Here is a 25,366-nt window from a genome sequence, read left to right as displayed (position 1 = left end):
GGAGTTTCTGTATATTCCGGCATTGTGCCGGAATATACAGTGTTTACCCGCGCAATACGTCAGCTGCCAACCACACCGCCATCCTTCTTACTGATAACCACCAGAGAAGGTCTTGGAGGCGTATCAGAACGGAAATCCGGCCAGCGGGTTAATGGGTCAGAGAAGGTGGACTCACGGGCAAAATCAGGATACTGTTTCGAGCCATCTGAGCCCGGATGCTGCACCGAAATAAACATGGTTTTATCATCTGGCGTAAAGGTCGGGCTGGCCATTTCAGCGCCGACAGGCACCCTGAAGAACATACGAGCAGCGCCCCGATGTTTACCACGGGTTTCTACCGCCCAGATACCATCTGCAGAACCGGACTGCCCCCAGTTTTCACCCTGGTCAGTCGTCACCCATAATCGCCCCTGATTATCGACCGCACCATTATCCGGGGCAATTAACCAGTCTTCCTGCATACCAGAATGCGCTGACGTTGCTGCTGCACCATCATCCGTGCCAGTGTTACTATCCTCTGCCGGATTAATGCCATCAGTATGCAGTAGAATATCCCAGGCGGATTCAACAGCGGCATGATCATGTTTACTAACAGTGATTTCAAGAATACGGCCATCCAGTGCATCATCTGAATGCCCGGATTCCCCCAACAGTATGACGTAAACAGCTCCATTTTTCTGGTTTATAATAACGTCTTCAGGGCGATCCAGTGCTGTAGCTCCCAGCTTATCGGCGGCCAGACGAGCATCAATCACTACATCAGCCTGACTGTTAAAACCATTCTCCTCAGTTAATACTCCCTGACCGTAAACCAGAGGTAACCAGCTCACTGCGCCGGATTGTTCGAAACGGGCAACATACAGAGTTCCTTTATCCAGCAAAGAGAAATTGCCCCGACGATCCGTTGCATCAAATTTATCGTCTGAAACAAACTTGTACAGGTATTCACCACTCTGGTCATCTGCTGAGTAAATCACAACCCTGTCATCAACATTGAGTACAATGGCTGCACCTTCATGCTTAAAGCGACCCAGAGCGGTACGCTTTACCGGGCGGGCATAAGGATCATAAGGATCAACTTCCACCAGCCAGCCAAATCGATTAGGTTCATAAGGCTCTTTTTCGATATTAAAGCGACTGAAGTGTTTACCCCATTCAAACCACTTACCCGGAACGCCATAACGCTTCAGTTTCGCTTTTTCCGGATGATCTTTTTTCGCTCCCCAGAAGTAGCCGTTAAAGTTTTCCTCTGCTGTCAGCACCGTACCCCAGGGGGTAACGCCACCGGCACAGTTATTCAGAGTACCGATGACATGACGACCTTTGGGATCATACCCGGTCTTCATTCGCTCATGGCCTGCCGCTGGACCCGAAATATCAATGGTCGTCGTCAGCGGTGAAATACGGCGGTTATAAGGGCTGAAGCGCACGATCTGCCAACGCCCTTTACGGTCCTTTTCAATCTCGATAACCGACATACCATGAGCGGCCATTTCAATTTCACACAACTCTTTTTCATAATCCGCTTTTTTGCCTTTTTTGCGACTATGCTCAGGAAACATCAGCTTGCGTGAAGTGTATTCGTGGTTAACGGCCAGCAGACCGCAGTCAGGATTCATAGACTCTCTGGGCAGAGGCATAAATCCCACGAAATCATTGTTGTAACCAAACTGTCGGGCCTGAGCCCAGGCGCACTGATTGTCAGGATCAAAATCCGGTGCATCATGTGTCACCGGATCACCCCAGCGAATCAGAATATCAGCCCGATAACCCTTCGCCACATGATGCGTTCCATCAACGCCCTGTGGCAAACCTGCAAAAGCAAAATCCTTACGACGTTTTTTCTTTTTCTTTTTATCGCCAGATAACAAACGATCACGAAGACGATCGTCGTCAGGATTATCTGTCGAGAGATGCTGCAGAATATCATTCAGGCCCGGGTGCTTAGACGGACTGGTGCGTTTATCTTCATCCGCATCCCACTGCTTATCAGCCATACTGTAATCCTTTGAAATAAATAGCCATAATGCATGTATCAACTCACTACTATGCTGCAAATGCGAGATGACAGAGTTATGACGCCCGGGTGACATCCCGGTTTCATCAGACTAATTGATGCCCTGTTTCAAGGAAGTTGCTATGTTTCCCAGAAGTATTCTTTATATCCCGGCTAACCAGGAAAAGTTTCTTGCTAAAGCCAGCCAGCGCGGAGCTGATGTTATTGCACTGGACCTGGAGGATGCCGTTGCACCGGATGACAAACAGACCGCCCGGAAAGCTATTCCCGCTTTGATCAATCAGTACCTGGCAAGCAGTGAAGTATGGGTCCGGGTTAATCGCCCCTGGCGTTTGCTGGTAAGGGATCTGGAAACCCTGGTATGCTCAGAAATTCGGGCCATTATTATCCCCAAGACCGATTGTGCTGAACGCATTCGCTTCATTGACGAAATGATTACTGAGCTGGAACGGGAAAAGGGCCTGCCTCATGGCCATACCCGCTTGATTGGTTTTATCGAATCCATTGATGGCCTGTATCAAGCCAGAGAGATCGCCAGAGCATCACAGCGTCTGGCAGGGCTGGGTATGGGTACTGAAGATCTGGCGCTGGAGATGGGTATGCAGAATACGCCAGAGACTCTGTCAGGCCCATGCCAGCAACTGATCATGGCAGCACGGGGGGCAGGTATTCAGCCTATAGGTCTGGCAGGTTCTATGGCTGAGTTCAGAGACATGGATAAATACCAGAGACAGCTGCAACTGGGTTATCAACTGGGATTTCAATCCGCTTTCTGTATTCATCCTCTGCAGGTTGCTGAAGTGAATCGCATCTATCAGCCCAATCAGACCCTTATAGCCTGGGCAGAGCAGGTTATTGATATTGCCGACACAACAGGCAATACGGTATTTGAGGTTGAGGGTAAGATGGTCGATCTGCCGGTCATCGAAAAAGCCAGAGGTTTACTGGCTGGCCTTAAATAATCCTATGCTTGCCATATATCTGGTTTAACGCAGGTAATTGCTCTATTTGCACAGATAGTGATTTACAGGCAATAAAAAAGCCAGCGGCATTAATACGCATACCGCTGGCTTCATTGTTTTGCTGGCTCTGATCTGAATAGTGGCTAAAACCAGATCTATCCAGATCAGCGCATAAAACGGATTAAATCACTGAACAGGATTAATCGTTTTTCTCAGCCAGCATAAACCAGGTTTCCATCACCGCGTCCGGGTTCAGAGATACGCTGTCAATGCCCTCTTCCATCAGCCATTTGGCCAGATCCGGATGATCCGATGGCCCCTGGCCACAGATCCCAACATACTTGTTGGCTTTCTTACAAGCACTGATCGCCATATGCAGCAGAGCCTTAACCGCCGGGTTACGCTCATCAAACAGATGGGCCACGATGCCAGAGTCACGATCCAGTCCCAGAGTCAGCTGAGTCAGGTCATTCGAACCAATCGAGAAGCCATCAAAGTAATCCAGGAACTGATCTGCCAGTAGAGCATTAGCCGGCAGCTCGCACATCATAATCACACGCAGATCGTTCTCACCACGCTTCAGACCATTCTCCGCCAGCAGATCGATTACTTCACGGGCTTCGCCCAGCGTACGAACGAATGGCACCATGATCTCAACGTTAGTCAGTCCCATCTCATCACGTACTTTCTTCAGCGCACGGCATTCCAGCTCAAAACAACTGCGGAAAGACTCAGAGATGTAACGTGATGCTCCACGGAAGCCCAGCATAGGGTTTTCTTCTGCCGGCTCATAAAGCTTGCCGCCAATCAGATTACCGTATTCATTCGACTTAAAGTCGGACAGACGTACAATCACTTTCTTCGGATAGAAAGCCGCAGCCAGGGTAGAGATGCCCTCAACCAGCTTCTGTACATAGAAATCAACCGGGCTATCGTAACCGGCAATACGGCTGCCGATACTACGCTGCAGATCCGCTGGCAGACTATCAAAGTCCATCAGAGCTTTTGGATGCACACCAATCATACGGTTAATAATGAATTCCAGACGCGCCAGACCCACGCCTTCATTCGGCAGGCTTGCAAAGCTGAATGCTCGATCCGGGTTACCTACGTTCATCATAATTTTGAACGGAATAGGTGGCATGGAATCAACATTGTTGGTCAGCTTTTCAAAGTCCAGATCACCGTCATAGATATAACCGGTATCACCTTCGGCGCACGACACTGTTACCAGCTGCTCATCTTTCAGATGATCCGTCGCATCGCCACAACCCACAACCGCAGGAATACCCAGCTCACGGGCGATGATCGCCGCATGGCAGGTACGGCCACCACGGTTGGTCACAATAGCGGAAGCACGTTTCATAACAGGTTCCCAGTCCGGGTCTGTCATGTCAGTGACCAGTACATCACCAGGCTGAACCTGATCCATCTCATCGGTATCGTGAATCACACGTACCGGACCTTTACCAATACGCTGACCAATTGAACGGCCTTCAACCAGAACATCACCACGCTCTTTCAGCAGGTAACGCTCCATCACATTGGTATCGTCACGGCTTTTTACTGTTTCAGGACGAGCCTGAACAATGTAAAGCTCGCCATCATCGCCGTCTTTAGCCCACTCGATATCCATCGGGCGGCCGTAGTGATTTTCAATAATGATCGCCTGTTTAGCCAGCGCCATCACTTCTTCGTCTGAGATACAGAACTGACGACGCTCTGCCGGATCAACATCCACAGTTTCTACCGACTTACCGGTTTCCGCTGCTTCACCATAGATCATCTTGATCATTTTACTGCCAAGATTACGGCGTAACACAGCAAAACGACCCGCTTCCAGCGTTGGTTTATGAACGTAGAATTCATCAGGGTTAACTGCACCCTGTACAACCGTTTCACCCAGACCATAAGACGCGGTAATGAAAGCCGCATCACGGAAACCGGATTCGGTATCCAGCGTAAACATCACACCGCTGGCACCGGTTTCACTGCGAACCATCTTCTGGATACCCGCAGACAGAGCAACCAGCGCATGATCAAAGCCCTGATGCACACGGTAGGAAATCGCACGATCGTTAAACAGGGAGGCAAACACCTCTTTAACGGCAATACGAATATTCTGCAGGCCCTGAATATTCAGGAAGGTTTCCTGCTGGCCTGCAAAAGAGGCATCAGGCAGATCTTCAGCGGTTGCAGAAGAGCGAACCGCTACCTTCAGATTTTCATTTCCATTCTGTAATGTTGCATAAGCCTCTTCCAGGGCTTGTTCAAATGCTGGTGGAAACGGCGTTTCCAGAATCCAGCCACGAATCAGAGCACCGGTTTTAGTCAGTGCATTTACATCATCCACATCCAGCTGAGCTAACTCAGCATTAATACGATCAGCCAGACCTTCGTAATTAAGGAATTCACGATAAGCCTGTGCAGTTGTCGCAAAACCACCCGGAACAGAAACACCTGCTCCGGCCAGATTGCTGATCATTTCGCCTAATGAAGCGTTCTTACCACCTACATGCTCAACATCGTGCATGCCTAGTTGATCGAACCACGCGATGTATGCGTTCAACTTAATTCTCCCCTGCGCTTGCTTTTCAGACAAATTCTTTGAGAATAATGTAACAATTTTTTAATGATACCATGAAGTTGCAGACGATTATGAAACGTACCGCCTTTTTTATTTCTGATGGCACTGGCATCACAGTGGAAGCCCTGGGCAGGAGCCTCCTGGGTCAATTTGAACATACTGAGTTCGAGTATGTCATTAAACCCTTTATCGATTCCGTGGAAAAAGCTGACCACCTGGTATCACAGATCAATGCAGTAGCAGAATTAGACGGCATTCGTCCCGTGGTCATCGACACGATTGTCGATGTGACAGTCCGTACAGCCCTGAAAAATGCCAATGCGTTTATGCTGGATATTTTTTCAACCTTTCTGGCCCCTCTGGAAGAAGAGCTGGGCTCTGCATCCTCGTACAGTGTAGGCAAGTCCCATTCCATAAAAGAAGACGACCAGGTCTATAAGGATCGCATTGACTCCGTGCATTTTGCGATAGATAACGATGATGGAGGCAGAACGCGTCATTATGACACAGCGGATATCATTCTGATTGGTCCATCCCGAAGCGGAAAAACACCGACTTGTCTGTATATGGCACTACAATTCGGTATCCGGGCAGCGAACTATCCACTGACAGAAGAGGATTTTGACTACGGAGAACTGCCTAAAGCACTGCGCCAATACAAGCATAAACTGTACGGACTGACCATTGATCCGGCACGCCTGGCTGCGATTCGAAATGAACGTAAACCGGACAGCCGATACGCCTCAATTCGCCAGTGCGATCAGGAAGTCACTGAGGCCGAACTGCTGTATCAGCGTTTTGGCATCCCTTATATCAACACCACTCATTTCTCTGTTGAAGAGATATCAACACGCATGATGGTAGAAGCCGGTATAGAGCGACGAGCCAGTCCGAAATAATTAAACACGGTTATCGGGGAAGTTGCCGCTATCATAAACGGGTTGCCTCTCCCACAGACGGCAACATAAGTAGCAATTCCCCTGACAGACATTCAGGCAAAACGCTTTTGCTCTACACTGACTCTTTTCCTGGCCTGAATATGGCGGAACTGTCCTCCCATAAAAACAGGACAATCATCTGTTTTTTCCAGATCAGCCAGTTCAAGATAAGGCTCAGCCTGTCGGGTGATATCAGAGAACAACACTCGGGTAATCAGATTGACCATCTGACGCAACAAACTGCTTTTCTGACCTTCCGGCACGAACTTATCCATAATTGAGATCACACCATCCGGTTTAGTGACTCGTGCAGCTTCTCTGATACAACCTTCAGGATCTGGCACAACAGCCAGAATCAGGTGTAACAGCACGATATCAAAGGACTCATCTTCAAATAGCAGCTCTGATGCATCCATCACAATAATATCAACATCAAGCCCCAGGCGGTTTGCTTCTTTGTCCAGATAGGTCAGCATTGCGGGAGTGATATCTGTCGCAGTGATATCCGCTTCGGGAGGCAGAAAAGGCAGGTCCTTACCTGTACCAGCTCCAACGATCAGAATACGTGCGTTATCCGGAATATTAAGACGCTCAACAGACTTTCGGCGGGCATTCTGAAGCGCTGAAACCACAACATCATAGATGGGGCTATACAGTGAATAACGCAGCTTATTTAATAAAACTCCGAATTTCATCATGGACATAATGAGGCTTCTCTTAACTTTACAGGATTATTTCCTCAGTATAACGAAAAGACGCTAAACCCACCTGGAGAGAAAGGAACAAACAATAAGAGATACAACCTGGCCCGCTGCGGAGTATTGATTATTATATTGCAGAAACAAAAAAGGCGACTGTTATATAGCAGTCGCCTTTTAATAATGGCGGAGGGACAGGGATTTGAACCCTGGAAGGGCTATTAACCCTTGCCGGTTTTCAAGACCGGTGCTTTCAGCCGCTCAGCCATCCCTCCAGATGGGTGCATATATTACCAGCATATTTTTTTTCGTCAACTATTTATTTCTAGTTTTTTCATCAGGTTAGCTGTTTTTCTTTCCAGAATGAAAAGCCCGTTGTGAAACGCCAGATTAAACGGTATATATAGACTACAATGAAAAAATAGCACCGGATGGCTGAACTGAAACGCTCCAGACAGGTCTACAGGAATATTTCCCTATTAATCAGGAGTAATGAAATGGCTTTCGAGCAACCTAACACGATGAGCACAGGGTACTCTCAGGTTGTACCCGTTAATAAAGTTATCCGTAATACCTTTATGTTGCTGGCACTGACACTGAGTTTCAGTGCCGTCACTGCTGTCGGTTCCATGATGCTGGGACTGGAACGCATGAATATTTTTGTCTTCCTGATTGGCGCGTACGGCCTGTTATTTCTGACCCACAAAACTCAGAATAGCATCTGGGGATTGGTCAGTGCTTTTGCTTTCACCGGCTTTATGGGACTGACCATAGGCCCTGTCGTATCGTCTTATCTGTCTATTCCTGGCGGCGGTCAGACTGTATTTACAGCTCTGGCAGGCACAGCAGCCATTTTCTTCGCTCTGACAGGTTATGCTCTGGTATCGAAGAAAGACTTCAGCTTTCTGAGTGGCTTCCTGTTTGCAGGTTTCATCATTCTGATGGGTGCCATGATTGTTGGTATGTTCACTGAGATTGCAGGCCTGTCTCTGATGATCTCAGCAGGTTTTGCACTGTTTGCCTGTGCAGCTATCCTGTTTGAAGTCAGCCAGATTGTTCACGGTGGTCAGCAAAACTATATCGTGGCGACAGTCAGCTTGTATCTGTCTGTCTATAACCTCTTTATGAGCTTGCTTCACCTGACCGGGGCGCTGGGTGACGACTAAACCAGCAAGCGATAGAATAAGCGCCCTGCCATTGAGCAGGGCGTTTTTGTTTCTGCCCTATGATAAATAAGAATGAACCAGACGATTTAACCAGGTAGATAACCTATGAAATACAGTATCGCCATTTACGGCGGCCCATACAGCCATCAGGCGACCCACTCTGCCTGGCATTTTACCAGAGCAGTACTGAAACGGGGCCATACCATTGAGCGTGTCTTTTTTTATCACGATGGTGTCTACAATGCTTCAGCTCTGACGGCACCACCGCAGGATGAACAGAATCTGCCTCTGAAATGGCAGCAACTGGCAGAAGACAATGACTTTGAACTGACGGTATGTATCGCTGCTGCGGTTCGCAGAGGCATTCTTGATGAGAACGAAGCACAACGCTATAGCAAGCCTGCCGCTAATCTGGAACAGGGTTACCAGTTATCCGGTCTGGGACAGCTGGTTGATGCAGGACTGACATCCGACCGATTAATCAGCTTTGGACCTTAATCATGTCAGATATTCTTATTATTTTCAGAAAGCCACCGGCAGGTACATCATGGGCCCGGGAGGCGATGGACCTGGCACTGGTTGGCGCAGCATTTGGCCAGCAGGTCAGCCTGCTCTTTATGGGCGATGGTGTTTTCCAGCTGACGCAGAATCAGCAACCTGATGTCATCGGACAAAAGGGAACTCAGGCAATGATGCAGGCCTTGCCAATGTACGATATCGATCAGGTTTTCGTACACCAGGACAGCATGGACACTCGGGGAATGAGCCCTGATAACCTGAACATCTCATGCCAGGCTATTGACTCAAAGGCTTTACCTGGTCTTCTGCAACAACATAAACAGGTTTTTAATTTCTGACATGATTCTGCATACCGTTAATAAGTCTGTTTTTAGCAGTCAGGCTCTGCATGAGTGCCTGCTGGCAGCCGCACGTAATGATGCTGTCCTCTTGCTGGAAGACGGTGTCTATGGTTCGTTAAAAACGGCTCACCCGGCAGAGCCTCACGAAGTATCCTGGTTTGTACTGAAAGAAGACCTGCAAGCCAGAGGAATCGATGAGAGCCAGTGCCGGGATGAGGTCACAGTGATTGATTACGCAGGCTTCGTTGAGCTGACAGAGCAGTATCTCTCTGTCTGCAGCTGGTTCTGAGCACTCGGTTTAAAACATCAATACGGAATACTGAAATACAGGACTCATTATGCTGACGCTGTCCGACAGAACAATAGCAACCGATTCAGAAGGTTATCTGGAAAACCTGGATGACTGGAACGAAGACGTTGCAGCTCTGATTGCAGAGCAGGAAGGTATTTCGCTGACAGATGAACACTGGCCAGTGATTCACTTACTGCGTCGTTTCTACGATGAGTATGAGTTATCACCAGCAATGCGTCCTTTAGTGAAGTACATAGGTTTACATCTGGGGAAAGAGCAGGCAAAAAGCATGCACCTGATGCAGCTTTTTGGCGAAAGCCCGGCAAAAATGATCAGTAAGATTGCCGGGCTGCCCAAGCCCACAAATTGCCTTTAATCAGAATTTGTCTGATTACTGACATAACGCCAAAGTATAGTTTGTATCAGCTTACGATGACGTTGATAATAAAACTCTAATTATTACAAAGAGTTAAATTAAGAAGCCGGTGATTCTAAAAACAGATCGCCTTAAGGCTCAAACAGACCAAAACAGCTAACATAGGATTCTTTCAGATGCCTGAAACTCGTCTGACCAATGTAAATGTAGCGTCCCAGGACGTGCTGATTACACCAGAACAACTAAAACAAGAGATCCCTCTGACTGAGATTGCCCGTCAATCTGTTATCGAGGGCCGTGAAACCATTAAAAACATCCTGGATCGTAAAGATGACCGTCTGTTCATCGTCGTCGGCCCTTGCTCTATTCATGATGTTGAAGCCGCTAAAGATTATGCCCAGCGTCTGAAAGCGCTGTCAGAAAAGGTCAGCGACACCCTGTATATCGTAATGCGTGTGTATTTTGAGAAACCACGTACGACTGTAGGCTGGAAAGGTCTGATTAACGATCCTCATCTGGACGATACATTCGAACTGGAAGAAGGTCTGCACATCGGCCGTAAACTGCTGGTTGAACTGGCTGAAATGGGCCTGCCTCTGGCAACAGAAGCTCTGGACCCTATTTCTCCGCAGTACCTGCAGGATACGATTGCCTGGTCTGCCATTGGTGCTCGTACCACTGAGTCTCAGACTCACCGTGAAATGACCAGCGGTCTGTCAATGCCAATCGGTTTTAAGAACGGCACCGATGGAGGCCTGGAAGTCGCGACGAACGCACTGAAGTCCGCTTCTCACCCTCACAGCTTCCTGGGTATTAACCAGGCAGGTCAGGTTGCCGTAATTCGTACTAAGGGTAACACCTATGGCCATGTGGTACTGCGTGGTGGTAACGGTAAGCCAAACTATGATTCTGTCAGCGTCGCGCTGTGCGAAAAAGATCTGGAGAAAGCTAAATTACCACAGAACATCATGGTTGATTGCAGCCATGCCAACTCCAACAAAGACCCGGCTCTACAGCCTCTGGTGATGGAGAATGTTGCCAATCAGATTCTGGAAGGTAACAAATCCATTGTTGGCCTGATGATCGAAAGTAATATCGGCTGGGGTAATCAGTCTATTCCTGCAGATAAATCAGAACTGCAATACGGTGTATCAGTCACTGACGCCTGTATTGACTGGGAAACCACAGAAAAAACGCTGTTGGAGATGGCGGACAAACTACGCCAGACACTGCCAGAGCGTAATGCCTGAGTTTAATGCTCATCGCCTTTCCGGGATCTGATTCCGGAAAGGCTTTCTCTTATCTTTAGCAGCCATCAGACAAGCGATCCTATCATTCAGCTGACAAACCGGCCTGCCAATTCAGAATTGCTTACCCGGCTCAAGCGCCTCATAACGCACAGGCTTACTCAACATATAGCCCTGACCATAATCACAATTAAACTGCTTCAGTTTCTGGTACTGCTCCTGTTGCTCAATACCTTCTGCAATCACACGGATATCCAGATCCTGCGCCAGCCGGATAATGTTTTTAACTAACACCTGATTCTTGTCATTGGACAGCATTGATTGTACAAAGGACTTATCAATTTTAAGCAGATCAAATGAAAAATCTTTAATGTAGTTCAGAGCTGAATATCCTGTACCGAAATCATCAATAGAGATCTTAACGCCCATTGATTTCAGATATCTCATTTTCATTTCCAGCTGATGGCCATCCTCAGCCAGCACCCGTTCAGTCAGTTCGATCTCCAGCTGCGAAGCCGACAGTCCGGTCTCTGACAACACTCTCTTCAGGGTTTCAATAAAAGTCTCCGAAATAAAGTGCAGATATGACACGTTAATGGCGATGTTAATAGCACGGCTTTCACATTCTGATAACCGTGCGATATCACTGCATGCCTGCTGAATAACCCACTCTTCTATCCTGATAATCATCCCCTCCTCTTCAGCGATACCAATGAAAGCATCAGGAGGCACAAAACCAATTTCAGAGCTATACCAGCGAATCAGGGCTTCATAGCCTGAAATAACACCGGTACTAAGATCAACAATAGGCTGATAATTCAGAAAAAAGTCATGATCTTTCACTGCCTGAAACAGCAGATGACGAATATGGTCTCTGTCATTAATCTCCTTATCCAGAGCGCCCTGATAAAACACAATACGCGCATTCTTTTTAGAGACTTTCGCCATGCGTTCAGCACTCAGTAACAGGCGTTCTGAGTTAGTGAAGTCTTTCGGATACTGAGCAATACCAATCGCAGTCGTTAATGAGACTTCTGCTTCAGCACAACGCAGATAAAACATCTCCTCCAGTACACTCTTCAGGCGCCCGGCCACTGTCGAAATTTCAGCTTCCTTCATTCTGACTTTATTCAATAATACAAATCTGTCGTTGCCGTAACGCGAGATATAAAAATCCCGGCCATACAAACGCTCTATTGTTGATTTGGTCAGCACCAGAAACTCATCTCCGGCTGCATTACCATGCAGGCTATTAATGGATTTAAAGTTGATAAAGTCCAGATAGATCACAAACAGAGGATCTGTATCCCCCTCTGCAATGCATTGCTGCAAATAATGCTGACAGTTTTTCCGATTAGGCAGTCGGGTGACCGAGTCATAGTTAGACTCCTCTTCCAGTCGAAACTGGTAGGCACGGGCCTTAGCCTGTTCATACTCCAGACGCTGGCTCAAATCGTTAATACTGTCTTTGATCAGTTCAATTTCATAGGGCTGTTTACGGGGAAAAGAAATTTGTTTGCCAATATGATCAAACGATAACTGAGAGATTTTTCCGGTAATTAATTTCAAACCATCCAGTACAGACCATTTCACCACGAAAAAAATAGCGATGGCCTGCAAAGGCAAAAAAATCACCAGAAAATAGAACGCATCAATAACCTTCTGCTGAATACTTTCTTCCAGCACTTTTTCATCAGAGTATAAGCGGATAAATGCAATTTGCTGATCCTCTCTGTTAATCGGTAAAGAGATATAACCGGGCTGATGAGGAATCACACCGGATTCAAGCTCCATATAAGGCAAAGCTTCAATTTCAATTCGCTTGATATAAGCCGAGGTTGTCACACCATCAATGATTTGCTGAACCTGGGATTCATCAAAATTCCAGATCGCTTCTTCCAGGGAGGGCAGATGTACGCTTTTAAACTGATCAATACTCTGGTTAAACTGCTGTCGAGTGCTACTGACAGTTGTCATCAGAGTCAAAGCGGTATAGATACCCGTTGTCAGTACCGCAAACAGCACAGAAGAAAGTATCAGTTTAGAAGTAATCGTACGCATTTAATTCAGCCACTTCTTCACAATGCTCTGATATTCAGCAGTTTGCTTAAATGCAGCCAGTTCTTTACTGAACTCATCAGAGATACGTTTCATATCTGATATCGGAGATCTCTTAATAAAAGCCACCGGGTAACGCTTACTGTACAAAGGTCTGGAGGCATAACCAAGCTGATCAGCAATTCCCAGTAGTCGGGCCGTGTATCGTCCATAGGTTTTATTAGCAACCGTGACATCCACACGCCCGCTGGCGACTTTCAGCAGATTCTGCCTGAGAGTAGCGACCGGATGCAGTTGCTCATGTAGCTTTTCTCTGGTCAGATCGCCCTGAAAACTATTGTATCCCCTCTGATAGGGAAAATGTTGCCAGAAATGCTCATGATAAGAGTTTCCCTGAATAATCCCGACAGACAATTGCTGTTCAACCACATAATCAAGGTCCATCATTTCAGGATCAAAACGCCCCTGCTGATAGAAAAGTACAAACTCTCCCTGCCACATATCTTCTGCAGGATACCAGACATAAGGCTGACGGGCTGGCTTACGACTGGTAGTCAGGATAACATCTGCCAGACCTTTCTCCACATGATACCAGGCCCGTTTCCACGGCATAATACGATACTCAGCATCATATCCCATCTTTTCAAATACCCGATTACAGATGTCAATATCCATACCAACCACTTGCCCATTACGCACAAACTCATAGGGTGCAAACTCTTCACCAACGACAATCAATGTCTTTTTATCAGTGTCAGCAGAAAGCAGGCCGGATAGAAATAAAAACAGAAGAAACATCAGACGAGAGCAAAACAGATGCATATCAGGCATAAATCACGATCTTACAGAACCACAGAAGCGTGTCATTTAATCGTAATTAAGTGTCACTAACGTGACATCAGATCAAAATAGCATATGCCTGCCAGAAACGGTTTTCCCGAAATATCGATCCTCGGGAAAACCAGTAACGCTTGCCTGCAGAGGTATTAAATTAAATACTATGCTGATCCAGCCAGCGTAGTAATACAGGCATAAAATCAGGTGCCAGCGCATCCTGCTCATACCACATCAGCTTTATCCAGTGATAAAAGTCCATCTGCTGCTGATTAAATATCTCCGCTCTTAACATTCCGTGGCTTGCTGCTGGAATAAGCCGCAATGACACCAGATCAGTGAGCGTTGGGTCATGGCTAAAATAAAGGTACTCCCGGCGGGCATTAACATTCAGATCCTTATCTCCCCACATTAAAAGAAACGGTACTGTGATTTGCCGGAAATCCTGAGCCGAGTCAGATTCAAAGTTTTCCAGTATAAACTCATAACGCTGCGGGCTTATCGAGTCATCACCCGTTGCCTGCAGATAATCGCCATAAGAGGGCCGCTGTCTTAAAAAGCCGACCTCCTGTTGCCTTATTCGCAGTAATTCAGCCAGCTCTGGCGAATCATCCGCCAGTCCTGACTTCATCCGGGTAAAGTATTCGCCCTGCTCAAGCCAGTTACGGGCAAAACCGATCCCTACAGCAAAACTGATCAGGCTATTATCAGCAGCAACAGCTGGCACGACCCAGCCAGCCTGACTAAAGCCAACCAGCCCGGTGCCTTCAGCCATAAAACCTGAGTGCTCCTGTACAGCTTTAACTGCAGAGATTACTTCTTGCTGACGATCAGCCATAGATTGACTCAGCCATTGCCCGGTGGATTCTCCTGTACCGGGTTTGTCCCAGCTGAAAACGGCATAACCGGCATCTCTTAATGGTTTCCAGATCACGCTATAGTAGCCGTCTGCATCATGTGTCATAGCACCATCACCATGTACAAATACCAGCAGAGCCCTGGCAGGCTGATGATTGAATGGCTGCAATAACTGCCCACGAAGCGTATCTGTACCATTATTGAAATAAATATACTCCCCTCGGGCCAGCACTCCCCAGCATAGAAGTACAATAAAAACGATCGGTTTCATTATCCTGTTCCTGCCCTTTTTGACCTTTCTGAATAACTCTCCTTTTTATATTTGGCGGAATACTCCATCAGAAGAAACCTTTGTTGTGTACCGAATTGTCTGATCAGGTAAAAAAGTTGTAATCCGCAAAATGGGACACGTTTCTTATCTTTTTTTCCTTCATTCTGATCGATTGTCTGTTCTTAATAAGGATAAAGCATAAAATTTAATCTATTGATTAATTTGAAGAATTTATTACTGGAACACTCAGGGCCTATCAGCCTGACCTGATTGCCTGTGCAGAGCAACAGGTCAGTATTATCCGGCAGAATAACAAGCGGCAGCTGTTCAGTTTTCTGAGGCAATCAAGTCAAGTGGAGGTTCGTTTATCCGATATCGAGACGTTCACATATGGTCTGATTTTTCTGTTGCCATTCGGGTATATTATTTTTAACCTCTGGCATACATCCGCTATGGGTAATATGGCCCCGGACATGATATTTATCCTGATCACCGACTCATGGGAATATACAGAAGCAGCAATCATGATGCCTGTCTCGTTACAGAGTCTGACCCGGCTGAATGAGATTACTCACAGAATCAATGCCATCAAACCTCCGGTGAATGCCTATGACTGATCAGGATACGATAAATACTCACAGCGCCTTTAGTCTGGTTCCGGAAGAACATATTCTTAATGGAATGTCGCCGGTGTGGCAGAAACGTTTTTACCAGGCTCTGGAGATTATTTTCAGCCATATTCATAATTCGGATATGCCGGAATGGAAGCAAATAGCGTCTCAATGTGCCATATCGGCTTACCACTTTCACAGAATGTTTTCAGCCGCATTTAATGAAACTCCTGCCCGCTATATCAGCCGTATGCATTTACAAATGGCGATATCCGACCTGTTCGAAAACCCATCACTGAGTGTCACTGATATTGCTCATAGCAATGGTTTCAGCTCGTCTCAGGCACTGGCCAAAGCACTGAAACGGGAGTATCAATGTACTGCAAGAGAGATTCGTGCGCTGCATCACGGACACATCGAACCATTACAATCTCTGCTCAATAAACTCAGTGCTCCAGTCTCCGAATCCCGATTTACAGAACAGCAGCTGGCATCTGACATTCAGTTTTCGATCATAGAATCAGATAGCTTCTATCTTCTGACCGAGCAGATTTCTCCACCGGGGTTGTCTGGCGTGGTTGACTGGCATCTCCGGAATAACCGCAGTGGACAAGCCCATCATATTAAAGCAGGCAGCATAACACCCTTTTTTATGGTGATGTCTAACGATGATCAGGAACTGCCCTTTTCTGAGCAGCTACTACTGGCAGGTAAACAGACAGAGCAGAACAAAGCCAACACCGTTATCCCTGCAGGAACATACCTGTCATGCCGGGTCAGTGTCGCCGCAGAAACAGGCTGGCTTTGTGCATGGAACAGTCTTTATCAGCACATGCTGAAAACAGGCCTGGAACCTCAGGAAGGAGGCGTTCATTTTGAAATCGCTCACAATCCTGTCGCCTTTGAAGAACTTCTTACCCCTGCAGACCTGAGCCTGTATTTGCAACTGAAATCATAAACAGGTGTTCCTGTATCGACTCAGCCAGTCGGAATAACAGGCTGTAAGTGGCATAAGATCTATGTTACCAGCTGATCGGATCAAATCATCGATTAACCACGTAAAAGCCCAATGAAGGTGATAAGCGGTTTAACCAGTATGCCTCGCGTGACAAACCGATCGGATCTCGTCCTGTTTCCAGCGCAGACCTCTGACCGTATCTCTGGCAACCTGTTGAGGCGTCATGCTTGTTTTGCCCGCAATATCTTCTGTTCTCATAACGAACTCCTTCGATTTTGTTACAAGATAGCTCCGGGCAAAACAGCCAACATTAACAGCGGTTAAAAATATATCCGACCAGAAATATATGCTCTCCGGAACAGAAGGCCTGCCGGGCTGACACCTCAAGCAATGCCTGCCAGGACTGATCATCGACAGAAACAAGGTCTGAGAAATAACGCCTTAACGACTCAGCAAAATCCATCGTTCACCATGCTCCTGAATAGCTATATCGTAACAATACTGTCAGGATACATCTGAAGAGGATGCTTCTTCCAGCCTGGCCCGTTCAGCTTTTGAAATGTAGCGTGGTTTTGATGGGTTGCCACTTTTTCTGGCATTGGCTTTTTTAGATTTTTTCGTCAGAATCTGGTTAATCTTTTTCTTTCGGTTCATACACTATCCGGCTCAATAAAATCAGCACTTTTCTTCTGATCAGAATCAGTCAAAAGATCAGTATAGAAAAACGCAGAGGGTGAATATGCCGGGTTATAGCGATTTCTGACTCAGAAAGCAAACTGACTAACAATCAGAACAGGGCATAGACAATAAAAGCGCCGCCCTGCTTCAAACTCATCGCAGCAAAGGGATGATTATCCCTCTAACTCACCACGAGCCAACAACTGGGTTATCAGAGTGAGACCGCTTTTCGCCGGGCATTCCGTAAGATTCAGGGGTTACCTCCCGGAAAGTATAAGAAGCAATCTCGTCCTGGCGTTGTCTGATAGCCCTCTTTCCTGGTACAGATAACCGTTTAGCTCATCACAGCAATGACATCAGCTGCCATAAGGCAAATCCAATCAGAGCCATACCTGCGATGCGACTGATACCGGTATAAATCGACGGTTTCAGTCGATGACGTACCAGATGAACACCACCACTGGGCAGCAACCACCAGAGTGCAGAACCGGCAAAGACACCAACAATCATCATCCCGGCTTCATCGTGCACGTTACCGGACAGGACTCCTATCTGGTTCGGGTGATTACCCGGGATATTGGCCACCTGGAGAGTTTCGTAGGCTCCATTAATCATTTTGGTGAGACACGTACCTCAATTGTGATGTCTCACCCGATACCTCAAAGAGCATTAAACCAGCTGCCAGAGGCAGGTCCACAATCTCATCCCTCTGTTTAACAACAGACTATTATTGTTGATGAAAAGCCCTGCCATTCTCATACTGAAAAGTCAGAATTTTTCAGTGTATTCGACCTGTTCATGACGCCACTCCCCCTGAGCAACCACCTTCATAATATAAGTACTGAAGTCAGTTGCCGGGCGTCCCAGTGCCTCTTCCACCCCATTCACAACATGACTGTTTCTGCCATCCAGCACCTCGGTAAATAACTCCTTCATCAACCAGAGCATCTCTTCCGGCATATTCTGTTTACTCAGCGCTTGAATAAAAGCCTCTATTGGCACAGAAACAAAATTCACCGGATATCCCACTGCGTCTGATATCTCACGGGCGCATTGTTCAAAAGTCATCGCTCTGGGGCCTGAGACCTCAAACAGGCGGTTTTTCAGCTCATCCCTTGTCAGAGAAGCCACCACAACTTCAGCAATGTCATCAATATCAATAAAAGGCTCAGGAATATCGCCAGCCGGTAATACCAGCTCACCTTGCAGAATCCCATCCAGCATGAAGCTTTCACTGAAATTCTGAGCGAACCAGCTGGCACGTACAATATTCCATTCAAGACCACTGTTGATCACAATATTTTCTGCTTTCTGAGCACCGTCCTCTCCCCGGCCGGATAACAACACCAGATGCTCAATACCCATCTCCCTGGCCAGCTCGGTAAACTGCCGGATAGCGCCTTCGGCCGCCGGAATGGCCAAATCTGGCTGAAAGGTCACGTAGGCAGCGCAACAGCCTGCCATAGCCTCTCGCCAACCCGATGGATCATTCCAGTCAAAAGCAGGTTGCCCTGAACGGGATACACCTCTGACCGGAATACCCTGTTTTTCCAGTAAACGATACACTCTGGAACCGGTTTTGCCCTTATGACCAACAATAAGAATAGGCTTCTGCTGCATGGTAGTACTCCTGTATATTCAGAGTCAGTGTTATCTGACATTGGATAAAGTCAGTGTTGTCTGACGTTGGATGGATATAGTGTGCTCCAGAAATTCTGGAGACTTAATGCTTCTGCATCCATAATCTTTGATTGTTCGTCTATATCAGGTGAATAAATTACTCAGGAGATAAGGTATGAACTCATCCAGCCGGGATTTACCTGCCACATCGGACCCTTTAGGCGAAACACTTTATCACCTGCGTCTGAACGGCAGCCTGTACTGTCACTCAGAACTGACTGGACGATGGAATATCGACATTCCGGCGATGACTGACAAAATGATGTTTCATATCGTTCTGTCCGGGCAATTATGGCTAAGGCTGGATAAACAACCTGCCAGACAACTCAGCGCAGGCGATCTGGTACTCCTGCCTCACGGTCAGGGCCACCGGTTATTCAGCGATGAAACCGCACCAGCAGAAGCCCTGTTTGATATTCCGGTGCATCAGGTCAGTAAGCGTTATGAGGTACTTAAATATCACCAACCGGCTTCAGATATCACGTCTGAACCCCGTGACGTCATAACGTCTGTGTCAGCTGATTCAGAAAACAGCAATGCAGCAGAGACAACAGAGTTAATCTGCGGTGTGATCAGTATTGATCATGCAGCCAGCAGGCAGTTTGTCGCTCAGCTGCCAGCCTTGGTGTTACTGCTGTCAGACCAGCAAGAGTTATCGAACCCACGCTCAGATAGCCTGCAATGGATACAAACAACGGTTCCTCTGATTATTGAAGAGGCGCGTACACTGCGTCCGGGCGGAGAAACTATACTGACTCACCTGGCAGATATTCTGGTGATTAAAACCATTCGTAGCTGGCTGGATGCGGCACCGGATGCTCAGAAAGGCTGGCTGGCAGCACTGAAAGATAAACAGATAGGTTCGGCATTGGCCTCTATTCATAAAGATCCCGATAAACCCTGGACAGTGGAATCTCTGGCAAGAGAAGCAGGCATGTCACGCTCAGGGTTTTCTGCACGTTTTACTGACCTGGTCGGTGATTCTGTAAAAAGCTATCTGACCCAGTGGCGTATGCAGCTGGCCCGTTCCAGACTCCTGCAAAGTAATATTCCCATTGCCGTGCTGGCAGAAGAGCTGGGATATAGTTCAGAGGCCGCTTTTTCCAGAGCCTTCAAACGCATTATCGGCATCCCCCCTGGTCAGGTACGCCATTAAAAGCACAACAGATTACAGTAACTGCGCTTTTTCTTTCTGGCATTGCCAGCAAATTTCAAAATTGCTTTCATTCTGTTCACCACAGCCTGAACAAAACCAGGGCTGGTCAGCCTGGTCTTCATAGCCCGCTAACAGCTGCTGCGCCTTTAATATCTGATGCTCCGGCACCCAGAGCGTCACTTCCAGTACACTGGCAGGTAGCTCACCCATACAAGAATAAAGGCTTTCACCTTTAAGCAGCACGTCAAGCCCGGAGGCTTCCAGCATACCTTTCAGACTGTAGGCCTCTAAAGCCTCTGCAGCACTGTAAACCTGAGTCCAGTGAGTATCGTCTATCAAATTATTCGCTCCTGTTGGTGCTCAGTCAGTAGCCGGTCAATTCAGCATATCCCAACCCTGAAAAGCTTCCGGATACCCGTACCCTCCCTTCCCAGTAACGCACCGATAACTGATTTCTGCTATCCCGGTTAATACTTTCGATTTTCAGTTGCGTCGTTTCCGGCTGAGTGGTTTCCGGTTGATTCATACTGTCATTATCAGACCCGGTAGCCTGATGCTGAATTGTCAGTTGCCAGGCAACAGGGTAGGTCTCCTGATCCAGAGAGATAACCTCTGTAGACTCCAGCTGTATCTGCTGATGCTCCAGTCGCTCCACTTCTCCTGATGGGCTGATGTCACTGCCACTACAATAATGATAAGCCTGCTTACGGTCTCTCAGGCAAAATACCATTAAAGCCCCCTTATCAGGCAGACTTTTCTGAATACTGAACCACTCCCAGCCAGAATAATTGTCATCCAGCAAACCAGAAGACCATTCCCGGTCATACCAGGCCTGACCCGTTACCGGATATTGCTGTCCATCAAAGACAACCGATCCGGTTACCTGCAACAGAGGATAGCTGTAATAGTAAGACGCATGACCTTCAAATGTTTTCTGACTGTAACCCTGCTCGCCATGCAGGACTAAGGGACTCTGATCCAGTGTCAGATTCACCTGATAGCCTTGTTCCTGTGCATTCAGCTGTAACGGCAGGAAAGACTCAGAAGTACTGTTCAACGACCAGTGATCCAGCCAGGCACTGAATGGAGTAACAGAGACACCAGCCTGACCAGCTCGTGCAAAACGTTCAAAAGCCTGGTGCTGATGATCATCCTGCAGAGCAAAATGTGAAAACCAGATATTATTATCCCACCAGGCAGATTGCAGGCCAGAGTCCTTTGCCAGAGTGCGAAACAGCGTCCATTGCAAACCAAATGTTTTTCCCTGATCAGAGGTCAGATTAGCCGTCAGATACCACCACTCAATACTCTGTTCCGGATGGGCGCCATGATCCTGCGGGAAACTCAGTTTTTGTCCCGGCAACACTGGTTGCCCTGTAGCTCTGGGTTGCCCTGTAGCTCCAGGCTGACCAGCAGCTACGGGCTGTTTTGCAGATTCCGGTTGGGCATAACAAGGCCATACCATACCAACAACCAGGAGCATCGCTACAATCACCTGAAATATCACTACAACCACCTTCTGACCGGCTAAAACGATGCCATCAGCCCAGGATGTGTTCACCGCTATCACTGCTTTATTTTTCATACTGTCCTTTATTACCAGCTTTACTCTTGTTTACAGGGCGTTATCAGGTCTGGCTCACCAGCTGGTCTGCCGGAGATTTGCGGGTTAGTTTCAGCAAGGGCAAAAAAGCCACCATGACAGCAACCAGAAGCACCAGCAGGATAAACCCTGTTAACGGCATCACCTGAATGACAACTGGCATACTCCAGCCAAAAGCGATCGGCATAATAAATTTCAACAGAATCACACCCAGCAAAACACCTAAAGGAATCGCAAATAACAGTGTCAGCAGAATCATCAATCCGGTTTGCACCAGCTTAACCATCAACAACTGTTTTTGTCTGATGCCTAATGCCTGCAATAAAGCCAGTTGGCTCAGCTGGCGGTCACCAAGACTCAGAAAGCTTACCCAGATACCCACCAGAGCAATCGCAGTGATAAAACCATTCAGAGCATGAGTGACGGCAAATGTATCTTCAAACAGGTTCCGGGCCAGACGCTTAAAACGGTCATTTTCGACGATCTGCTCTGTCGGTAATGCCAGCTGATTTTGTATCTGACGGAACAGATCCGTCAGTTCGATGCCCTCATCGGCACTGACTGAAAAACCATAAGTATGATACTGCATACCCGTGGCAAGATGTTCAGGCTCTGCCACTGCCAGCGTGACCTGTTGTGCACCGTAGTCATAGTAAAAGCCCTGAATCACACAACTGAATCGAGCATTATGCTGATAAACAAACACCCGTTGCCCGGTCTCCAGGCCATATTTCAGTCTGGCCGGTTCATTCGCCAGGCAGCCACCGGCTGAAATATCCTTTTGCCCGATCTTCTGGTGACCATCCTCACTATACGCCAGTGACAAGTGTTGAAAATAGCGATCATCAGGGCCATAGCTCACCAACTCGGCCGATAAAGTGTGTAACTCGGCCGATAAAGTGTGTATCGGCTCACCACTGCCTTTCTGATCAACTGAGTGTTTAATACCTTCAGAATCCGTTGCCGTTTTTATCTCTGTATTCTGTTCAGAATCGATATCTGACGATGCTCTATCAACCTGGCTAAGATCAACCAGGCTTTTATGGTAAACACCAACCTGCCTGACCCCGGATATAGCCTGAAGCTGTTGTCTCATCGACGGATCGGGTTGTTCCGGGCGAATATAAAAGTCTGCACTGAGCCGTTGCTCCAGGTGCATCCCCAGAGCTGTACTGAAGCTGCCGACCATAACCTGCATGCCAATGGCGGTGCCCGCTGCAATCAGAATGGCAACGATTGCCACAGACATGTCCTGAATATGCTGCTGACTATCCGCTTTTAGCCAGATCCATAATGGATGTTTTAGTTTCAGCCAATGTCCTTCAGGCAATGCCAGCGTCGGGATATAACGCAGAAACACCAGCACCAGCAGAATAAACAGCAATAAAACAGAGGCACATAGCAACATAGCCAGTAACGGCGTGTCAGCATATAACCACAGCAGAAAAGTACTCAACCCCGCTGACAGCACAACAGGCCAGAGCAAACAGCGTAATAAAGGCATTATACCGGGATACTGCCCCATCAGCAGAGTCCCCAGAGCCAGCAGATTCAACAGAAAACCAATCAGCACATTACTCCACTGCCACTGCACCGTCAGCGCCCTGTCCAGTTCATATAAACTGATCAGGGTACTGTTGACCTCCAGCACCAGCATATTGGCAATCAGATACCCCAGAACACCACCCAGTAATGCAGTGACCAGGCTCATGGTGCCCATTTCCAGTAATAATGATTGCACAACAGCCCGCCTGCGACAGCCCAGCTGCATCATCCGGGTCAGTAAGGTTTTACGAGCGGATAGCATCAGACGGATAGCGTTATAACTGAGAAATGCACTGACGACATAGCCCAGTAATGCCAGTGCAGTCAGGTTAAAAAAGAATGCAGAAGACAAGGTATTAAAGGGCTGTTGCTCTACCGCTACCAGCTGAGCCTGACCATGAATAATTGCCCGGATCTGCTTTTCCTGCTCAGCCCTGACTCTGGTCTGATCAGAGAGTGACAACTCCAGATAACTCAGCTGTTGCTTACTTCGCAACAACTGATCCGCCAGCGCCATATCCATCAGGGCCCATGGACCCAGATCATCGATCAGAAAAACAGGGATATCCGGTAACGGCTGCTGATCTCTTTTCTCTGCTTCCGGTAACAGAGTATTCAGCAAAGATTGCTCAGATAGGCCCAGACGCTCTGCCAGTTTACGATCCAGTAAGATATAGCTCAGGCTGACAGCCTGACCATCCGATAAACGGCTCTGAAAATCATCCAGTTGATCGCTGCTATCATCCGAAGCCGATGTAAGCCATTGCAAACTGTTCACACCACGGATTAACAGGGTTTCTGGTGCACCTGTCGGCTTATGAACCGCTTGATGGGAGCTGTTTTCCTGCCCCCCCTGCCCCCTTGATGGATAACTCCGCTCTGTATGCTCCAGCCGTAACCGCCCTTCCAGAACCGGTTGTACCTCAAAATCACCAGCCCGCCGTAATGATAACCAGAGCGAGCCGGGCAACTCATTATCTCCTGTCAGCGGTTTGATCAGATGAGTGACTTTTTGCTGCATCAGCGCCGTTGATGTCTGGTAACGATCACCAGCTTCACGGTTCAGTCCCTGGATCGCAGTAATCAGCGCCGTTCCTGCAGACAGTCCGACAATAAACAACAGCATCAATAACAGGTGACGACGATAGAACTGCAGATGCGTTATCAGAATCAGGACTAGTTCACGAAGTATCGGCGCCCCAGCCAGGCGGGAGTGAGTGCTATCAGGCATGAATAGCCTCTTTACCTTCTGAATCCTGATACAAACATCCATTTTTCAGATAGTGTGTTCTGGCAAAAAAATCCGCCAGCTGGTGACTGTGAGTGACCATAATCAGATTAACCTGTCTCTCCTGGCAGAGATCTGTCATCAGCCGAACCACATCCAGGCTTCTGTCCTGATCCAGATTCCCCGTTGGCTCATCCGCCAGTACCAGAGAAGGCCGGTGAATCAGGGCACGGGCAATGCCAACCCGCTGCTGCTCCCCACCAGACAATTGGTGTGGTAATGCATTGAGTTTGTGGTTGATTCCCAGACGCTCTGTAATATCGGCCAGATCTTTATCCGGACTATCCAGACCATTCAGACGGTACTGAAACAGAATATTGTCCTTAACCGTTAAAGGCGCCAGCAATTGATATTGCTGAAAAACCAGCCCGATAGAACGTCGGTACTGCGCCAGCTGATCAACAGAACGTCCTGTCACAGCTTTATGATCAACAATAATCCTGCCATCATCCGGCACCAGTAACCCTGCCAGCAGATTCAGCAGAGTCGTTTTGCCTGACCCGCTATCACCCAGCAGTGCCAGCTGTTCTCCATCCTCCAGCTCAAAGCTCAGGTTATTAATAATGGCTTGCTGCTGATGGCCATCCCAACGCACTGCTGTCCGGTTAAATATAAACCAGTTCCATTGACAGCTGATCGGGGGCTTCTGGAGGTGATGAATATCCAGCTGAATCAGGGTGGAG

At 47.6% G+C, this 25,366-nt stretch carries 27 protein-coding genes and 1 tRNA gene; 12 read left to right on the top strand and 16 right to left on the bottom strand.

Annotation, left to right across the window (positions count from 1 at the left end; all coding sequences use genetic code 11):
- Nucleotides 1-59: 59 nt before the first annotated feature.
- A complete protein-coding gene (locus H4O21_RS16280) occupies nt 60-1,997 on the bottom strand; it encodes a PhoX family protein (RefSeq protein WP_182809933.1) in 1,938 nt (645 codons plus the stop codon).
- Between the two features lie 142 nt (nt 1,998-2,139).
- On the opposite strand from H4O21_RS16280, the gene H4O21_RS16275 reads away from it, so the two are divergent.
- Nucleotides 2,140-2,979 (top strand): HpcH/HpaI aldolase/citrate lyase family protein, encoded by an 840-nt coding sequence (locus tag H4O21_RS16275; RefSeq protein ID WP_182809932.1) that lies wholly within the window; start codon nt 2,140-2,142, stop codon nt 2,977-2,979.
- A 199-nt stretch (nt 2,980-3,178) separates the two neighbouring features.
- Here the strand turns inward: H4O21_RS16275 and ppsA are convergent, their stop codons facing one another.
- On the bottom strand, nt 3,179-5,548 hold the full coding sequence (gene ppsA, locus H4O21_RS16270; RefSeq protein WP_220495697.1) for a phosphoenolpyruvate synthase: 2,370 nt from the start codon (nt 5,546-5,548) through the stop codon (nt 3,179-3,181).
- A gap of 89 nt (nt 5,549-5,637) precedes the next feature.
- Here ppsA and ppsR point away from each other — a divergent pair, with 89 nt between their 5' ends.
- Nucleotides 5,638-6,465, top strand: coding sequence for a posphoenolpyruvate synthetase regulatory kinase/phosphorylase PpsR (gene ppsR, locus H4O21_RS16265; protein WP_182809931.1), 828 nt, complete (start codon nt 5,638-5,640; stop codon nt 6,463-6,465).
- Nucleotides 6,466-6,557: 92 nt separating this feature from the next.
- On the opposite strand, the gene H4O21_RS16260 is transcribed toward ppsR, so the two are convergent.
- Together H4O21_RS16260 and H4O21_RS16255 are read right to left on the bottom strand one after the other, a co-directional pair.
- Nucleotides 6,558-7,208, bottom strand: coding sequence for a class I SAM-dependent methyltransferase (locus H4O21_RS16260; protein WP_182809930.1), 651 nt, complete (start codon nt 7,206-7,208; stop codon nt 6,558-6,560).
- 178 nt (nt 7,209-7,386) lie between these two features.
- Nucleotides 7,387-7,477 (bottom strand) — tRNA-Ser (locus tag H4O21_RS16255).
- A 222-nt stretch (nt 7,478-7,699) separates the two neighbouring features.
- On the opposite strand from H4O21_RS16255, the gene H4O21_RS16250 reads away from it, so the two are divergent.
- The 6 genes from H4O21_RS16250 (at nt 7,700) to H4O21_RS16225 (ending at nt 11,146) form a co-directional block, all read left to right on the top strand.
- On the top strand, nt 7,700-8,368 hold the full coding sequence (locus tag H4O21_RS16250; RefSeq protein WP_182809929.1) for a Bax inhibitor-1/YccA family protein: 669 nt from the start codon (nt 7,700-7,702) through the stop codon (nt 8,366-8,368).
- Nucleotides 8,369-8,473: 105 nt separating this feature from the next.
- A complete protein-coding gene (gene tusD, locus H4O21_RS16245) occupies nt 8,474-8,866 on the top strand; it encodes a sulfurtransferase complex subunit TusD (protein ID WP_182809928.1) in 393 nt (130 codons plus the stop codon).
- A gap of 2 nt (nt 8,867-8,868) precedes the next feature.
- Nucleotides 8,869-9,225 (top strand): sulfurtransferase complex subunit TusC, encoded by a 357-nt coding sequence (tusC, locus tag H4O21_RS16240; protein ID WP_182809927.1) that lies wholly within the window; start codon nt 8,869-8,871, stop codon nt 9,223-9,225.
- A gap of 1 nt (nt 9,226) precedes the next feature.
- Nucleotides 9,227-9,517, top strand: coding sequence for a sulfurtransferase complex subunit TusB (gene tusB / locus H4O21_RS16235; protein ID WP_182809926.1), 291 nt, complete (start codon nt 9,227-9,229; stop codon nt 9,515-9,517).
- A 49-nt stretch (nt 9,518-9,566) separates the two neighbouring features.
- Entirely contained in the window at nt 9,567-9,896 is a 330-nt protein-coding gene (locus tag H4O21_RS16230) for a TusE/DsrC/DsvC family sulfur relay protein (protein WP_182809925.1), read from the top strand.
- A 176-nt stretch (nt 9,897-10,072) separates the two neighbouring features.
- Nucleotides 10,073-11,146, top strand: a complete 1,074-nt coding sequence (locus H4O21_RS16225) for a 3-deoxy-7-phosphoheptulonate synthase (RefSeq protein ID WP_182809924.1) — start codon at nt 10,073-10,075, stop codon at nt 11,144-11,146.
- A gap of 111 nt (nt 11,147-11,257) precedes the next feature.
- Here the strand turns inward: H4O21_RS16225 and H4O21_RS16220 are convergent, their stop codons facing one another.
- From H4O21_RS16220 to H4O21_RS16210, 3 genes are all read right to left on the bottom strand, one after another.
- The gene (locus tag H4O21_RS16220; protein WP_182809923.1) at nt 11,258-13,204 is read right to left on the bottom strand and encodes a putative bifunctional diguanylate cyclase/phosphodiesterase; all 1,947 of its coding nucleotides are present in this window, start codon (nt 13,202-13,204) and stop codon (nt 11,258-11,260) included.
- On the bottom strand, nt 13,205-14,032 hold the full coding sequence (locus H4O21_RS16215; RefSeq protein ID WP_182809922.1) for a substrate-binding periplasmic protein: 828 nt from the start codon (nt 14,030-14,032) through the stop codon (nt 13,205-13,207).
- A 160-nt stretch (nt 14,033-14,192) separates the two neighbouring features.
- A complete protein-coding gene (locus H4O21_RS16210; protein WP_182809921.1) occupies nt 14,193-15,164 on the bottom strand; it encodes an alpha/beta hydrolase family protein in 972 nt (323 codons plus the stop codon).
- 233 nt (nt 15,165-15,397) lie between these two features.
- Here H4O21_RS16210 and H4O21_RS16205 point away from each other — a divergent pair, with 233 nt between their 5' ends.
- Nucleotides 15,398-15,781: an ABC transporter six-transmembrane domain-containing protein gene (locus H4O21_RS16205; RefSeq protein WP_182809975.1), complete on the top strand. Its 384-nt coding sequence runs from the start codon at nt 15,398-15,400 to the stop codon at nt 15,779-15,781.
- The gene (locus tag H4O21_RS16200) at nt 15,774-16,733 is read left to right on the top strand and encodes a helix-turn-helix transcriptional regulator (RefSeq protein ID WP_182809920.1); all 960 of its coding nucleotides are present in this window, start codon (nt 15,774-15,776) and stop codon (nt 16,731-16,733) included. The genes H4O21_RS16205 and H4O21_RS16200 overlap by 8 nt, the downstream gene beginning before the upstream one ends.
- A gap of 129 nt (nt 16,734-16,862) precedes the next feature.
- Here the strand turns inward: H4O21_RS16200 and H4O21_RS25965 are convergent, their stop codons facing one another.
- The 4 genes from H4O21_RS25965 to H4O21_RS26335 all read right to left on the bottom strand — a co-directional run bounded on the left by H4O21_RS25965 (nt 16,863) and on the right by H4O21_RS26335 (nt 17,996).
- Nucleotides 16,863-16,991 (bottom strand): hypothetical protein, encoded by a 129-nt coding sequence (locus H4O21_RS25965; protein WP_255487338.1) that lies wholly within the window; start codon nt 16,989-16,991, stop codon nt 16,863-16,865.
- A 52-nt stretch (nt 16,992-17,043) separates the two neighbouring features.
- Nucleotides 17,044-17,196 (bottom strand): hypothetical protein, encoded by a 153-nt coding sequence (locus H4O21_RS16195; RefSeq protein WP_182809919.1) that lies wholly within the window; start codon nt 17,194-17,196, stop codon nt 17,044-17,046.
- Nucleotides 17,197-17,237: 41 nt separating this feature from the next.
- Nucleotides 17,238-17,387, bottom strand: a complete 150-nt coding sequence (locus tag H4O21_RS16190) for a DUF2986 domain-containing protein (RefSeq protein WP_182809918.1) — start codon at nt 17,385-17,387, stop codon at nt 17,238-17,240.
- 366 nt (nt 17,388-17,753) lie between these two features.
- The gene (locus H4O21_RS26335) at nt 17,754-17,996 is read right to left on the bottom strand and encodes a hypothetical protein (RefSeq protein WP_368737561.1); all 243 of its coding nucleotides are present in this window, start codon (nt 17,994-17,996) and stop codon (nt 17,754-17,756) included.
- Here H4O21_RS26335 and H4O21_RS16185 point away from each other — a divergent pair.
- Nucleotides 17,937-18,128 carry an Lrp/AsnC ligand binding domain-containing protein gene (locus tag H4O21_RS16185; protein ID WP_368737560.1) on the top strand — a complete coding sequence of 64 codons (192 nt, stop codon included), beginning with the start codon at nt 17,937-17,939 and terminating at the stop codon, nt 18,126-18,128. The two genes, H4O21_RS26335 and H4O21_RS16185, sit on opposite strands and share 60 nt — an antisense overlap.
- Before the next feature lie 51 nt (nt 18,129-18,179).
- On the opposite strand, the gene H4O21_RS16180 is transcribed toward H4O21_RS16185, so the two are convergent.
- Nucleotides 18,180-19,031, bottom strand: a complete 852-nt coding sequence (locus tag H4O21_RS16180) for an SDR family oxidoreductase (RefSeq protein WP_182809916.1) — start codon at nt 19,029-19,031, stop codon at nt 18,180-18,182.
- A gap of 175 nt (nt 19,032-19,206) precedes the next feature.
- Between H4O21_RS16180 and H4O21_RS16175 the strand changes: the two genes are divergently transcribed.
- Entirely contained in the window at nt 19,207-20,247 is a 1,041-nt protein-coding gene (locus H4O21_RS16175) for an AraC family transcriptional regulator (protein ID WP_182809915.1), read from the top strand.
- Between the two features lie 12 nt (nt 20,248-20,259).
- On the opposite strand, the gene H4O21_RS16170 is transcribed toward H4O21_RS16175, so the two are convergent.
- From H4O21_RS16170 to H4O21_RS16155, 4 genes are all read right to left on the bottom strand, one after another.
- A complete protein-coding gene (locus H4O21_RS16170; RefSeq protein ID WP_220495696.1) occupies nt 20,260-20,586 on the bottom strand; it encodes a putative signal transducing protein in 327 nt (108 codons plus the stop codon).
- A 25-nt stretch (nt 20,587-20,611) separates the two neighbouring features.
- Nucleotides 20,612-21,832: a lipocalin-like domain-containing protein gene (locus tag H4O21_RS16165; RefSeq protein ID WP_182809914.1), complete on the bottom strand. Its 1,221-nt coding sequence runs from the start codon at nt 21,830-21,832 to the stop codon at nt 20,612-20,614.
- 43 nt (nt 21,833-21,875) lie between these two features.
- Nucleotides 21,876-24,626: an ABC transporter permease gene (locus H4O21_RS16160; protein ID WP_182809913.1), complete on the bottom strand. Its 2,751-nt coding sequence runs from the start codon at nt 24,624-24,626 to the stop codon at nt 21,876-21,878.
- On the bottom strand, nt 24,619-25,366 hold a 748-nt coding region (locus tag H4O21_RS16155; RefSeq protein ID WP_220495695.1), incomplete at its 5' end, for an ABC transporter ATP-binding protein. The genes H4O21_RS16155 and H4O21_RS16160, both read right to left, overlap by 8 nt.

Origin of the sequence: Oceanospirillum sediminis (assembly GCF_014164585.1) — a bacterium.
Lineage (GTDB): Bacteria > Pseudomonadota > Gammaproteobacteria > Pseudomonadales > Halomonadaceae > Oceanospirillum > Oceanospirillum sediminis.
The sequence above is the reverse complement of the archived record's forward strand: the minus strand, read 5'-3'. Positions and strand labels throughout refer to the sequence as shown.